11 protein-coding genes are annotated in these 13,393 nt (G+C 57.9%); 4 read left to right on the top strand and 7 right to left on the bottom strand.

Translation table 11 applies throughout. The features are described 5' to 3' along the window. Positions 1-89 precede the first annotated feature (89 nt). The 3 genes from HUO12_RS08055 to HUO12_RS08065 all read right to left on the bottom strand — a co-directional run bounded on the left by HUO12_RS08055 (position 90) and on the right by HUO12_RS08065 (position 3,728). Positions 90-983: a helix-turn-helix domain-containing protein gene (locus HUO12_RS08055; protein ID WP_176273080.1), complete on the bottom strand. Its 894-nt coding sequence runs from the start codon at positions 981-983 to the stop codon at positions 90-92. A gap of 180 nt (positions 984-1,163) precedes the next feature. Then, complete coding sequence (gene ptsP / locus HUO12_RS08060) at positions 1,164-3,434, bottom strand: phosphoenolpyruvate--protein phosphotransferase (protein WP_176273081.1); 2,271 nt, start codon at positions 3,432-3,434, stop codon at positions 1,164-1,166. Between the two features lie 138 nt (positions 3,435-3,572). After that, complete coding sequence (locus HUO12_RS08065; protein WP_176273082.1) at positions 3,573-3,728, bottom strand: YdcH family protein; 156 nt, start codon at positions 3,726-3,728, stop codon at positions 3,573-3,575. 175 nt (positions 3,729-3,903) lie between these two features. Here HUO12_RS08065 and HUO12_RS08070 point away from each other — a divergent pair, with 175 nt between their 5' ends. Both HUO12_RS08070 and HUO12_RS08075 read left to right on the top strand, forming a co-directional pair. Beyond that, positions 3,904-4,101, top strand: a complete 198-nt coding sequence (locus tag HUO12_RS08070) for a YdcH family protein (RefSeq protein ID WP_176273083.1) — start codon at positions 3,904-3,906, stop codon at positions 4,099-4,101. Positions 4,102-4,247: 146 nt separating this feature from the next. Next, positions 4,248-4,721: a DUF1465 family protein gene (locus HUO12_RS08075; protein ID WP_176273084.1), complete on the top strand. Its 474-nt coding sequence runs from the start codon at positions 4,248-4,250 to the stop codon at positions 4,719-4,721. A 13-nt stretch (positions 4,722-4,734) separates the two neighbouring features. Here the strand turns inward: HUO12_RS08075 and glpK are convergent, their stop codons facing one another. Further along, positions 4,735-6,207, bottom strand: coding sequence for a glycerol kinase GlpK (glpK, locus tag HUO12_RS08080; protein ID WP_176273085.1), 1,473 nt, complete (start codon positions 6,205-6,207; stop codon positions 4,735-4,737). A gap of 59 nt (positions 6,208-6,266) precedes the next feature. Between glpK and HUO12_RS08085 the strand changes: the two genes are divergently transcribed. Continuing rightward, positions 6,267-7,151, top strand: a complete 885-nt coding sequence (locus tag HUO12_RS08085) for an MBL fold metallo-hydrolase (protein WP_176273086.1) — start codon at positions 6,267-6,269, stop codon at positions 7,149-7,151. A 238-nt stretch (positions 7,152-7,389) separates the two neighbouring features. On the opposite strand, the gene HUO12_RS08090 is transcribed toward HUO12_RS08085, so the two are convergent. Together HUO12_RS08090 and HUO12_RS08095 are read right to left on the bottom strand one after the other, a co-directional pair. Further along, on the bottom strand, positions 7,390-8,811 hold the full coding sequence (locus HUO12_RS08090; RefSeq protein WP_176273087.1) for a hypothetical protein: 1,422 nt from the start codon (positions 8,809-8,811) through the stop codon (positions 7,390-7,392). Positions 8,812-8,864: 53 nt separating this feature from the next. Next, positions 8,865-10,472, bottom strand: a complete 1,608-nt coding sequence (locus tag HUO12_RS08095; protein WP_176273088.1) for a class I adenylate-forming enzyme family protein — start codon at positions 10,470-10,472, stop codon at positions 8,865-8,867. Positions 10,473-10,583: 111 nt separating this feature from the next. Here HUO12_RS08095 and nadA point away from each other — a divergent pair, with 111 nt between their 5' ends. Next, positions 10,584-11,570 (top strand): quinolinate synthase NadA, encoded by a 987-nt coding sequence (nadA, locus tag HUO12_RS08100; protein WP_176273089.1) that lies wholly within the window; start codon positions 10,584-10,586, stop codon positions 11,568-11,570. A gap of 4 nt (positions 11,571-11,574) precedes the next feature. Here nadA and HUO12_RS08105 read toward each other — a convergent pair whose 3' ends face one another. Further along, positions 11,575-13,386, bottom strand: a complete 1,812-nt coding sequence (locus HUO12_RS08105) for a DUF885 domain-containing protein (RefSeq protein ID WP_176273090.1) — start codon at positions 13,384-13,386, stop codon at positions 11,575-11,577. Positions 13,387-13,393 lie beyond the last annotated feature (7 nt).

Here is a 13,393-nt window from a genome sequence, read left to right on the forward strand (position 1 = left end):
TTGTTACGCCTATAGGCTGAACGTGAGCCGAATCTGCCGGATGGCATGCGGCAAGTCGAGCATTGGGGCTGCCTTAGCAGTGGGTAAGACTAGTTGGTCTGCGGTTCTGGCGTCGGGACCGGTCCGGCGACATCAAGCGCTGCGGTTTCTACCCGGGCGAGCAGTGCCTCAGCTGAAACAGGCGTATCACCCATGGTCACAGGCTCGTCAGCCAGCTTCGGCACTTCGCGGCCATTGATTGTGATCGCGAACGCATCGGGTCGACCGGTGTTGATGCGCGGCTCAACTGCAGTGCTTGGTATCGAGAACGTGTCACCATTAGCCATTTGACCTTCAAACAAAGGGTCCCCGCCCGCTGCGAATGTATCATCGTAGAACCGCACCCACATGCCATCTTCGAGAGCTGTGAAGATGACCTGCCCGTCATCAGTTAGCGCAGCTTGCTCGACCGGCGCTGCATCAATGCCTGCAGCAGAATCACTTGGCGAGCCTGACGTATCGTTCGCTGCCACCAAGACTTGGGTTTCCGTATCTGGTTGGAGCGGTGCCGGTCCAGTGCCAGCGCCATAGAATGTTGAGTAAAAGCTGAACGCACCAATTGCGAGGATCAGTGCCGCAGCCCCTCCTGCCCAAGCAAGACCGGCCGAAGGAAGCTTGCCAGGATCGCCTGGTTCGAACGCATTCTGGCGCGCCTGCCTTGCATCTTCTGCTGCAGCGAGCTCTGCACGGACTTCATCAGCCGTGGTCAGTTCATCCATACCTAGCAAGCGCGCATAGGTACGCGTGAAGCCAACCGCGTAAGTTTTCGCCGGTAGAGCTGAGAAGTCACCACTTTCAATCGTCTGCAAATGATGTTCTGGAATGCGCGTTTCAGATGCGACTTGAGCAACGCTCAGCCCCATTTCCTCGCGCTTGCGACGCAGCTTTTGCCCCACGCTTTCCAGCGCAAGCTCTTCTGCCAAAGCTTCTTCAGTGTCGCTCATGACCCGGTCATATCTTGATTTTGCCCTTTTTTGGACAAAAATCTTCAAGCTGTCTCACAGTCAAGCAATTGATTAGGTGAGATACATGAGGACACGGTGAAAGGGGGCGTGGTTGCGCTCAGCGGTCGAGCAACTGCATCGCGTCGCTGGAAACTCCCAAATCAACGCAAGGATTGCCGGCTAGTCTGTTTCGATTGCACGCTCGTTCGCCCAGGCTTGCAGGGCTTCGCGCAAATTTGTTTCCGGATCACTGAGCCAGCCTGTCATCGCTTCGGTAAGCTCCTTGAGATCGACCTTGCGCACCAGCTCCTTGATGGGACCAACCGCTGCAGGCGTGATCGACAAACGCTGAAAGCCAATTCCCAGCAACGCAAGCGCCTCGAGCCGTCTGCCGCCCATCTCGCCGCAAACGCCAAGATCTACGCCTGATCCGACTGTTCCTTGCGAAACTCTTCGCAAAAACCGAATGATCGCGGGGCTTAGCCAATCATATCGCTGCGCGAGCTTCGGGTTTGCCCGATCTGCCGCGAACAAGAATTGCGTCAGGTCATTCGTCCCGACAGAGAGGAAACTCAAACGAGGCAGCAGAATATCGAGCGTTTCAGCCAGCGCTGGAACTTCCAGCATCGCGCCATAACGGATCGCATCTGGAAGCAGCCTTTTCTGTTTTCTCAAGTATGCAAGCTGATCTTCGAAGACCGCTCTCGCCTGATCAAACTCCCACGGTTCCGAAACCATCGGGAACATGACGTTGAGCTCGCGTCCTGCTGAAGCTTCTAATAGCGCACGGGCTTGTACCTTGAGGAGGCCTTCGCGCTCCAGCGCCATTCGCAGCGCTCGCCAGCCCATCGCGGGATTTTCATCGAACTGGCTTTCCTCGGACTGAAGATAAGGCACAGCCTTGTCGCCGCCGATATCAACCGTACGGAAGATCACCGGCTTGTCACCCGCCGCATCCAGCACATCACGATAGAGTCGCAACTGCTTCTCTCGCTGAGGGAGCGTCGCTGAAACAAGGAACTGAAACTCTGTACGGAAGAGGCCCACACCATCTGCACCGGTCATGGCGAGCGCGCTCATATCATCTCGCAGCCCGGCGTTCATCATGACCTGGATCCGCGTTCCGCAACGCGTGAACGGTTCGACATCGCGCAGCGCCGCATAGGCTGCCTGGCGCTCCTTGGACTTCGCAAAGCGCGTTTCAAATGCTTCGGCTGTCGAGGCGGTTGGCCGGATGGTCGCTGTTGCAGCCCCGGCATCAAGGAGTATTGCGTCCCCATCGCGCACCAGCCCGCGGATGCCACGCGCCTGGCCCAGCACAGGCACGCCCATCGCTCTTGCCACGATCACGACGTGCGCGGTGAGCGAGCCTTCTTCGAGGATCACCCCTTTCAATCGCCTGCGGTCATATTCGAGCAGTTCTGCTGGCCCAAGATTTCGGGCAATCAGTATAGTGTCGCGCCGCAAGCCTTGCGAAGCGGCGGTACCAAGCTGACCAGACACAATGCGGAGCAATCGATTGGAGAGATCTTCCAGATCGTGCATCCGGTCTGCCAGCAGCGGATCGTCGATCTCCCGCATACGCATCCGGGTGCGTTGCTGAACGCGTTCAATGGCTGCCTCAGCGGTAAGCCCGCTATCGATGGCTTCGTTAATCCGCCGCGACCACCCTTCATCATAAGCGAACATCTTATAGGTCTGCAGGACCTCTTCATGCTCGCCGCCAACACCAAATTCGGCCTGGCTAGCCATGTTATCGATCTGCTCGCGCATGCGGTCAAACGCGCGATAGACACGCTGACGCTCGGCTTCGATATCGTCGGCCATGACCTGATCAATCTGAATGCGAGGCTGGTGATAGACAGCTTGGCCCATCGCCAAGCCGCTAACCAATGTCAGGCCATTGACCGTTTGAGGGCCAGACTGTTCAGATGAGAGCCCGGCAGCGTCTTCTTCATCAACAAGGTCAGCATTTGCAATAAGCTCAGACAACACCATTGCGGTCGTCTGCAAAGCTTCGATCTCGACATCCTCGTATCGCCGCGGTTCGACATGCTGAACGCAGAGCACCCCAACCGCGCGCTCACGATAGACGATCGGAACGCCTGCAAAGCTGTGAAATTTGTCTTCGCCGGTTTCCGGCCGATATTGGAAGTCAGGATGCGCTTTCGCTTCTGCTAGGTTCAGCGTCTCGACATTCGCAGCAATCGTTCCTGTCAGGCCTTCACCGATTGCCATCCGCGTGACGTGTACCGCGCTCTGATTCAGGCCTCGGGTCGCGAAGAGCTCAAGCATGCCTTCGCGCAGCAAGTAAATCGAGCAGACCTCGCTATCGAGCGATTGTCCGATCGTATCAACCACGCGATCAAGCTTCCCCTGCGCATGCAAGCGCGAGGCCATGACCTCATGCAAACGGGTCAGGATCTGTCTGGCGGCATCAGCGGCTGTCATTATGGAAACCGCCTATACCACGGATATGTAAATGCGGAATGACGCATTCACACCAATGCGTATTTTGCCGCAGACGCACATTGGCTCAGTGCCAAGCTGTGCGCGTGCGACGTAGTGAGATTGAAATGCTCGGCCCGATTAAGAAGCGGAAAGCTCTTCCTTGATTCTCAGCTTGCGCTTCTTGAGGTCCTGGATCGTACTCGCATCAGGCGCTGGCCGGTTCAGCTCTTCTCGAATTCGTGCTTCGAGGCCAGCGTGTTTGGATTGCAGCGCGTCAATGTGGGTTGATGCCATAAAGTCTCTCCTCAAGTGGGTGGGAACCCCTGTTGGCGGAGCGACTCGTCCAAGCGCGGACGAGCCGCGAATTGTCATCAAATCATAACCTGCCTATCTTGAAAAGAGATTCCGGATAATGAATCGTCGCATACGGACGGAATCGCGATAAAATGATAATCGGGAGCCAATCGCAGTGACAGAAGAAGAGCTTCGCAAGCGTCTGGAATTGCTGCGCAGCGAGCATGGTGATCTGGATGCAGCGATCATTGCATTGGGCGAAGCTGGCTCCACCGATCAATTGCAGATAGCACGCCTCAAGAAACGCAAGCTGCGCTTGAAAGACCAGATTGCGCAGATCGAAGACGTCCTGCTGCCGGACATCATCGCTTAGCAACAGCGGTTGCTCCGAGTAGGAAACAGGTGCGTGTTTACTCCAGATTCACGAAAACGTATCGGAACGGGACAGCTCCGAGCCATCACTGGAAAAGATGGTTGATCAGGTAGCGTTAACGCGAATGGCTCGATACCCAAGCCTTCATGAGCCGACCTACCTCTCTTTCCCAGCCGATTATCGAATCGCTCTACACCGAAGCGCTTGTCCTTGCGGATGAAGTGCGCGCCGTGTTTGCGCAAGGTGTCGGCGAAGAGCTGCGCTCGCAGGACGACCTCGCCAAGCTCACCTTCTCCAGCGAAGGTCTGAAGGCGACGACACGCATGATGCATATCCTTGCCTGGCTGCTCAATCAGCGGGCCTATTTCTCAGGCGAACTGAATTCTGTTCAATTGCGTCAGCATGGCTCGCTTCCCGAAGATCAGGGATCAAGCGAGGAAGAAGTCGTACGGCTCGATCCGGTCAGCCGCGAGCTGGTCGAGGAAACGATCCGCTTGCATCGCCGGATCTTCCGGCTGGATGCGGCATGGCGAAACGATTTCGAAGCCAATCCGGGTGTCCATGCGATGCATGAACGGCTCGGCCGCGCGATGATGCAGTCAGGTTCGCGTACCGGCTGATCAAAGGGGCTGATCAAGCCGCTGCAAGCGCCTTGCGCCAGCGCGTCAATCGTTCCTCCCGCTGGACTTGCCCCATCTCTGGCTCGAACCGCGCAAGTTCGCCGCGCATGGCCTCGGCTGCATCGCCCAGGCTTTCGTAGAGCCCTGCTCCGGTTGCCGCGAGCATCGCGGTGCCAAGCGCCGTGGTCTCGACAAAGCCCGGCCGCTCGACTGTGAGGCCCAGGATATTCGCAATGTCCTGCGCCATCCAGTCATTCGCGCTCATCCCGCCATCGATTTTGAGGCTGTCCCAAGCCGCACCATCTGCTGCAAAGGCGTCTGCCAAATCATGAGTTTGGTGTGCCATCGCCTCAAGCGCAGCGCGCGCCAGCTCGGCCTTCCCGCTCGCAAAGCTAAGCCCCGCAATTATGCCGCGCGCATCCGCCCGCCAATGCGGCGCGCCGAGGCCAGCAAGCGCTGGTACGATCGTGACGCCGCCCGTATCATCAATCGAGCGGGCGAGCGCTTCAGTCTCGCTCGCAATTTCGACTATCCCCAAGGAATCGCGCAGCCACTGCATGAGACTGCCCGCGACAAACACTGAGCCTTCGATGGCATAAGTCCGCTTGCCATCAAGCTGCATCAATACAGTACCGAGCAAACGGTTCACCGATCGCGGGATGTCATGCCCTTTATTAGTGAGCACAAAGGCTCCCGTGCCATATGTCGCTTTAGTCTCACCCGGCTTGAGGCAGGCTTGGCCGATGGTTGCCGATTGCTGGTCGCCTGCAAGGCCGGTGATCGGGATCGCCGCGCCAAGAAGGCTCGCCTCCGTAGCTGCCAGTGTTCCTGCATTGTCGACGACTTGCGGCATGGAGCTTCGCGGGACTCCAAGCAGATCGCAGAGCCCTTCATCAAATCCCGCACCATCCAGCGCCATCAGGAGCGTCCGGCTGGCATTGCTCGCATCTGTGATATGCTTAGCGCCGCTTGTGAGCTTGAAAATGAGCCAGCTTTCAATCGTGCCAAAAGCGAGCGTGCCCGCGTCGGCCGCGGCGCTCACTTCGGGTATATTGTCCAGCATCCAACGCATCTTGGTGCCCGAGAAATAGGGATCGAGGAGCAGGCCTGTCTTTTCTTGCACATCCGGTTCGTGTCCGGCAGCGCGCAGCTCTTCGCAGAAATCCGCTGTCCGGCGATCTTGCCATACGATCGCTTTGCAAAGCGGCTCGCCGGATTGCTTGTCCCAGGCGACCACCGTTTCGCGCTGATTGGTAATGCCAATGCATGCGATCTTATCCGCACCGCCCGCCTTCTCGATGACTTCAAGCGCGCACGCCAAAGTCTTGTCCCAGATCTCTGCCGCGTCATGCTCGACCCAGCCGCCCCGCGGATAATGCTGAGTAATCTCTTGCTGCACGACCTCATGCAGCTTGCCCGCAACATCGAACAGCATCGCGCGCGTCGAGGTTGTGCCTTCGTCCAGGACCAGGATGAAAGTGCTCACTTATCTCTCCCAACAAATTCCCAAGTGACTTCTGCCACCCATTTCCTCATATGCAAGCCATGGCGTTACCACCTGAACCATGGCCGACAGGCGTTGCCGAGCAATGCGAGCCGCTCGTGCGGCGTGTGCTCGCGCCTAACCCCTCGCCTTACACCTACACCGGCACGCAAACCTATATTGTTGGGGCCGGTAGGGACGTAGCGGTGATCGATCCCGGTCCTGCCGACAATGCACATATTGGGGCGATCATGGACGCTTTGGGCGACGCCAGGGTCACTGCAATCATGTGCACGCATACGCATCGCGATCATTCGCCCGCCGCAGCACCTCTGGCAGAGAAGACCGGAGCGCCCGTTATTGGCTGCGCGCCGCTCGTCATCAGCGATGAAGCGCTCGCCATGTGGGGCGCACGTGCGGACGAATCTTTCGACGCAACCTACGCGCCCAACCGCGTGCTGGAAGATGGCGAAGCCATGACCGGCGAAGGCTGGACTTTGCGCGCAGTCCATACACCGGGCCATACCTCCAACCATCTATGCTTCGCGCTGGAGGAAAGCGGCGCACTGTTCACGGGCGATCATGTCATGGGCTGGTCGACTAGCGTGGTGATCCCGCCTGATGGCGATATGGGGGAGTACCTAAAAAGCCTTGAGCGGCTGCAACAGCGCGAGGACCGGGTCTATTACTCAGCGCATGGCGCGCCGATCGAGAAACCGCGCCAGCTTGTGCGCGGGATGATCGGCCATCGGCGCCAACGCGAGAACCAGATCATGCGGCTACTTGGTGAGCGCGCCCGCCCGCTCGAGGAATTCATTCCCGACATGTATAAAGGACTCGATCCTCGCTTGAATAAAGCCGCACAAATGAGCGTGCTTGCGCATCTGATCGACTTGCAGAAACGCGGCCAGGTCGCGAAGGACGACGAGGTCTGGCAGGCGAGCTGAGAGCGCATGTTGGATACGCATGTTACACAGTCTTGGGGAAGATAACTCAAGGCGTAACGCGCAAGATAATTTCCCAACAAAGCTGACACCTTTCCTATATTTGCAAAACTCATGTGAGTGCTTCGAACGCGCTTTCCGCGCTTCGCGTGGCAGAAATCGATAGTTTTTAAGAGCAACGACGGGTTAGCTATGCCGGCAGATGTAGGAAAGGTTGGAAGGTGGCTCTGTCGCGAGGCTCTCAGCTTGCCGCTGCCAAATGCTGCGCGACCCACCAGGCGACGAAGCTTGTGTAAGAAGGCCACATGTTGAGCCCCTCGCGGGCTGCCTTGATCGCAGCGTGAGGTTCCTCCCAATCCTCGCGGTCGAGCAAATAGACCTTCCGATCTTTCTTCCGATAGAGGTACCAGCCGCCATCCGTGTCCGGATGATAGGCCTCGATATTTCCGGCGATACCGATGAATTCGTCGGACAGGCCGCATTCCTGCTGGAGAAATTCAGTCGAGTCCTTGAGGTCAATGTCCGAGCCAAACGGGTCGCCCAGAACCAGCGGTGACTGGTCATTCAGAATATTCTCGACGTCATAGGTGCGCATTAGGTCCAGCGTCGCCGGATCGCGCACCCACCCGACTTCCTTAAGCGCTGCGGCGACCTTGCTGCGCTCTTTCTTGGAGCGCTTGGGGTCGAAGAATTCACCCTCTTCGTCGCGTTGGTCTTCGAGATGCGTGTCGATGAAACGACGCGCCTGCTGGATGTCGGCAATAATTCCTGTCTCCGCGTCGGGATCAGGCAGCTTCAGCGCAATGGCCTTCAGGAAGCGATCTGGCTCGCGTGTCGTTTGTGGCGGCGCGCCCATCACATCTGTGTTCGGCCAGCTGTGCCGGTATTTGCCTTCCCATCCGATCCGCTTGAGGATGGCTGCAAAGATATAGTCAGTGACGAGCGCGGCATATTCACCATAGCCGTCTTGTAGGTCGGCATCGGGGTTGCGCTTGCTCTTGGCCGTGATCAGCTTCTGATGCTCGGCAAACATCGCTTCGCTGGTTTCAAATTCGCCGGTGAGCACTCTTGCATAGAAAGCGAATTCTTCGATCCGGTACTTGGGAAAGCGGCTCTTCGTCCACTGGTCGACGCTGACCTGCCAGTGGTTCCAATCAAACTCTTCCTGCCCCAGGCAATAGTCCATCAGGGTGTCTTTGAACCAGGGCTCGTATCCCATATCCAGATCGCCAATCAGCGGCGAGCCTATGAACTCCTCATCGAGCAGGCAGGCAGCACATTTCGCGAAATGGATTTCGCGCGGGAACTCCAGTGTCCGATTGTGCTCGGCACAAACCTCCATCAGCCGCGAATACCAGTTCAGCGATGTGCGAAGACACTTTTCAGCCTGCTCGACATCGCCTTGCCCCCAATAGAGAAGGGCCAATCTGAAGGCGTGTGCGACCTGGCTTGCCATGTTGTGGGTGCCAAGTTGCAGCTCCCCGTCGCGGATCTGCTTTTCAACCAGCTGCGAAATATTGAGGCCGCCGGGCTTGAACCGTTCTCCTTCAAGCCAATGATGGCTCAGCCAGAACAGATAGTTGATCCGGCTCATCTTGGCCGGGTCGATGGCTCCGAACCGGCGCCAACGCCGCCACAGTCTGAAAGGATTGTATGTGTCCATCGCGCACGCCTATGAAAATTCGTGCTTTTTCGCAAATTGAGCGTGGTTCCAGACTAACCCAAATCTCCTTTCGCAAAGCTCTCTGCGAGCGCGAATTTCTGAATCTTGCCTGAGCCTGTCAGCGGAAACTCATTCATCCAGACCCAATGGGCGGGTGTTTTCTGGGGTGAGAGACGCTCGCGGATAAAGCTGCGTAGCTCGCTTTCGTCCGGGCGCTCATGGCCCTCGGCCAGCCGCATGAAACACGCGACTATCTCGCCCCATTTTTCATCCGGCACGCCTGCGATCGCCACTTCAGCGAGCGCAGGATGCTCCAGCAAAGCCGCTTCGATTTCTGCCGGGAAGAGGTTCTCGCCGCCGCGAATGATCATCTCTTTCACGCGCCCGGTTATCTTCACATAACCGCGCGCGCTCATGCTGCCAAGATCGCCGGTATGCAGCCAGCCATCGGCATCAATCGTCTCAGCTGTTGCTTGCGGATTGTCGTTGTATCCGACCATCATATTGAAGCCGCGCATGCAGATCTCGCCTTGCTCGTCCACCGCGCAGATGCTGTTGTCATTCGGAGAGCGGATCGCAACCCCCATATGGCTGCAAGGCTGCCCGATGGTTTCTGTCAGCTCCGCCCCGCTGTCACTTGGCCAAGCGGCAGTGATCGCGGGCGAGGTCTCCGTCTGGCCATAGACAATCAGGATAGGCACGCCGAAGGTCTCTTGCGCCGCACGGTTGAGCTCGGGCGCCACCATCGCCCCGCCGCTCACCACGGTTTCTACGCAGGAGATATCCGTGCCGGTCGCTTTCGCCGCTTCGATCATCGCGAAAATCATCGTCGAAACGCCGCCGACAACTTCCGGCTTCTCACGCGCAATGGCTGCGACAACCGCTACGGGGTCGAAAAGGCTGACGAGCAGCAGAGTCGCACCATGGCTGAGGGTCCCCAGCACGCATACCGCACTGCCGGCGGTATGGAATAGCGGGAACGGACACATCACGGTCTTGCCGGGCGCAAGGTTCCAACGAACAAAAACGTCGTGATTGCTCTGCACCAGACCATGCTGGTGAAGCAGCACACCCTTGGGAAAACCCGTGGTGCCAGAGGTATACTGGATCATGCAGATATCATGCGGCTTGGTCTCGCGCAGCTCGCCATCATGCTCACCTGCAAACAGTTCGGCATGGTCGGTGATATCGATGACATAGTCATGGGCTGCGAGGCCTGCCGCCGCCTCATCGACAATTGGTCGCAGACCCGAACCGCGCACATGCGGCTGGTAATAAACCGCTTCGGAATTGGACTGCTCCAGCACGTAGCGCACTTCGCGAGCAGTGAAAGCCGGATTGACTGTGACAAGCGTTAGCCCCGCAAGCGCCGCACCCATCTGGACAAGTATCCATTCCGGGCAATTGCCCGCCATGATGGCGATCCGCGTGCCCTGCGTGTGACGTGAAGCGAGAGCTTTGCCTGCCCGCTCCGCATCGCTCAGCAGCTCCGCAAAGGTCCATTCGCGTCCCGCTGAACCATCGGCGAGCAGCTCGCGCAGAGCCAGTGCATCGCCGCGCGTTGCCGCCTGTTCGTGCAGCACATCACCGATTGTCCGCTCTTCCATCGGCGTATCGGTCTGTGCCGGGAAATAGGCTTCGGTGAGCTTTACATCATACATCGCAATCTTCTCCCGCGAACACGGCTAGCATTTTGCGACCCAAAGCGCTCGCAAAATGGCACAAAATGCCTATATGAAAAGCGAAATTTGCAAGCTGACTGGATGGCATTGATGAGCTTCGAGACAAAAGTCCCTACTGGTGATGACCTGCTGGCTGAGATCGACCGCCTGCGCAAAGAGCGCAACGCGGTGATCCTCGCGCATTATTACCAGACGCCCGATATTCAGGATATTGCGGACTTTGTCGGGGACTCGCTGCAATTGAGCCAGGAAGCGGCGAAGACCGATGCGGACGTTATCGCGTTTTGCGGCGTGAAGTTCATGGCGGATACTGCGAAGATCCTTTCACCAGAGAAGATCGTGGTGCTCCCCGATATGGATGCAGGCTGCAGCCTCGAAGATTCTTGTCCGCCAGAGAAGTTCAAGGCCTTCCGCGAGGCTCACCCCGATCACATCGCGCTCACTTACATCAACTGCTCGACGGAAGTGAAAGCGCTGTCGGACGTGATCGTCACCAGCTCGAGCGCGGAGACAATCCTCCAGCAGATCCCGCGCGATCAGAATATCATCTTCGGGCCGGATCGCCATCTGGGCGGCTATCTCAGTCGCAAGTTTGATCGGGAAATGCTGCTGTGGCCCGGCGTGTGCATCGTGCACGAGGCCTTTAGCGAGACCGAGCTTTTAAAGCTCAAGGAACAGCATCCCGATGCGCCGATTGCCGCGCACCCGGAATGCCCGCCAACCATTATTGATCATGCTGATTATGTCGGCTCGACGAGCGGAATCCTCAAATTCGCGCAGGAGTTTGAAGGCGATACGCTGATCGTCGCGACTGAGCCGCACATCATGCACCAGATGGAAAAGGCTCTTCCGGAGAAGACTTTCATCGGTGCGCCGGGTGCTGACGGGAACTGCTCCTGCAATATCTGCCCTTACATGGCTTTGAACACGATGGAGAAGCTCTATGTCGCGCTGCGCGACCTGGAACCGCGTATCGAGATCGACGAAGAATTGCGCTTGAAAGCGAAGGGCAGCCTGGACCGCATGCTGGAAATGGCAAGCGGAACGGTCGGCATGGGCGATCTGGGGAAGGTCTAACCCTTCACTCCACAGGCAATTCAAATAGCAGCGCGCGAGCGTATTTCACAGGCGGGGAGCCAAAGCTGAGCACGCGGTCGTGATACTCGCGCAGGTCGAAGTCCTCGCCCCACCGCTCTTCCGCTTCCTGCCGCAAACTCCAATGCTGGTCATAGCCTGTATAGTAGCTCAATAGCTGGATCGAACCTAAGTTCGCGCGCACCCATTTGCCAGCGGCCTCGCGTTCCTGCTGGAAGCCGCCTTCCATCATCAGCGTCATCGCTTCCTCGCGCTCCATCCCGTCGGTGTGGATCTTGATATCAAGCAGCGTGTTGATGATCGCGCGCAAGCGGAATTTGAGGCCATTTAGAATGAAATATTTGCCCTCGGTCGTTTCCATTCCGCCGAGATAGCCATCTTCAGCAATCATGCGCTCGGAATAGACCGCCCAGCCTTCGATAAAGGGACCGCTGGAAAGCACGGCGCGCAGGACGCTGTCATACTTATTGGCATGATCCAGCTGCAACGCGTGCCCCGGTACACCTTCATGGATCGACAGGATATGCAGCAGCGAGTTGTTGTACTCCTTGAGGAAGCTGGTCGCTTGGCTCTCGCTCCAGCTGTCAGGGATCGGCGCGACCGCGTAGAAGGCAGGCAGGCTCTTGTCGAGCGGCCCCGGCGCATCGAGGTAAGCAACCGAATTGCCCCAGAAGGCTTCGGGCATAGTGATGATCTGCACCGGACCATCCATCGGACGGACCAGATTACGCTCATAGGTGTAGGCGGTCGCGAAGTCGGTGGTGTCGCGGGCGGCTTGTTCCAGCCCGTCGCGCGGCGCGCGGTTTTCGTAGCTTTTCTCAAGCCCGCATTCGATCACGGCCTGTTCGAGCATCGCAGGATCGCGCGTTTGCAAATCACCACATGGCTCGATCTCGCGCGCGACTTCGAACATTTGCGCACGCGTTTCCGCATAGGCTGCTTCCGCACGCGATTTCAGTTCGGTCACGCTCATATCTGTGTGGAGCGCGAAGGCCATTTTCTGCTGGTACTTTTCCAGCCCCAGCCGGAACTCGCCCTGCGCGCCAGGCACGACCGTCTCGTCGAGCCATGTCTGATGTTCGGTAAGCGCTGCCTCCAGACCAGCTTTCGCGGCATTGTAGCGCTCGTTTGCGAGGCCTGCTTTTTCGACTTCCGGATCGATCAGACCATTGACGATCGACATAATTCCAGCATTTTGCTTGGCGACCGTCTCGGCATGCACCTTGGGCACGCGAGCCACAACGATCTGCGCACGCGCGGTCTCCAGAAATGCAGGGATCGCTTCCATCCTCGCAATGATGTCAGGCAGACGCTCTTCAAAGGGCGCGAAATCCCGCGCGACCATGCCATAGAGCGCACTGGAAGCTGTGCCATGATAGCGTTGCGGGTTCCACGCCCATTGCTGCTCCACGTCATGCGACCAGACATCATATTCGAGCTGCGTTTTGAGCAGCGAATAATCGACCTGATTAGCGCGGCTCAGCTCATCAAAGGGGATGGTCTCAAGCGCTGCAAGGAACGCCAGATCCGCATTGTGCGAAGTGCGCCGACCGCGCTCTGATATATCGGGCATCAAAGCATTGTAGCGATACTCCCCGAGACCCGTTGCCGCGACCGGGTTCAGCTCAGTCAGCACTTCGATATAATCCGCGCCGAGCTTCTCGAAGGCTGCATTCGCATCAGCTTGAGGCGCTTCAGCGGCAGCAGCGGGCTGGCTTTCAACCGGGCCGGAATAGGCGGCACAAGCAGAAAGGCTCAAGGCAGCAAGGCTCACAAGCGCAGGTGACGCGAACTTCATGGCAATT

The organism is Altererythrobacter lutimaris, from assembly GCF_013371495.1.
Lineage (GTDB): Bacteria > Pseudomonadota > Alphaproteobacteria > Sphingomonadales > Sphingomonadaceae > Erythrobacter > Erythrobacter lutimaris_A.

Excerpts from the sequence above, each read along its gene's own strand:
- HUO12_RS08055 (WP_176273080.1), bottom strand. The coding sequence starts at position 983 with ATGAGCGACACTGAAGAAGCTTTGGCAGAAGAGCTTGCGCTGGAAAGC.
- ptsP (WP_176273081.1), bottom strand. The coding sequence starts at position 3,434 with ATGACAGCCGCTGATGCCGCCAGACAGATCCTGACCCGTTTGCATGAG.
- HUO12_RS08065 (WP_176273082.1), bottom strand. The coding sequence starts at position 3,728 with ATGGCATCAACCCACATTGACGCGCTGCAATCCAAACACGCTGGCCTC.
- HUO12_RS08075 (WP_176273084.1), top strand. The coding sequence starts at position 4,248 with ATGAGCCGACCTACCTCTCTTTCCCAGCCGATTATCGAATCGCTCTAC.
- HUO12_RS08085 (WP_176273086.1), top strand. The coding sequence starts at position 6,267 with ATGGCGTTACCACCTGAACCATGGCCGACAGGCGTTGCCGAGCAATGC.
- HUO12_RS08090 (WP_176273087.1), bottom strand. The coding sequence starts at position 8,811 with ATGGACACATACAATCCTTTCAGACTGTGGCGGCGTTGGCGCCGGTTC.
- HUO12_RS08095 (WP_176273088.1), bottom strand. The coding sequence starts at position 10,472 with ATGTATGATGTAAAGCTCACCGAAGCCTATTTCCCGGCACAGACCGAT.
- nadA (WP_176273089.1), top strand. The coding sequence starts at position 10,584 with ATGAGCTTCGAGACAAAAGTCCCTACTGGTGATGACCTGCTGGCTGAG.
- HUO12_RS08105 (WP_176273090.1), bottom strand. The coding sequence starts at position 13,386 with ATGAAGTTCGCGTCACCTGCGCTTGTGAGCCTTGCTGCCTTGAGCCTT.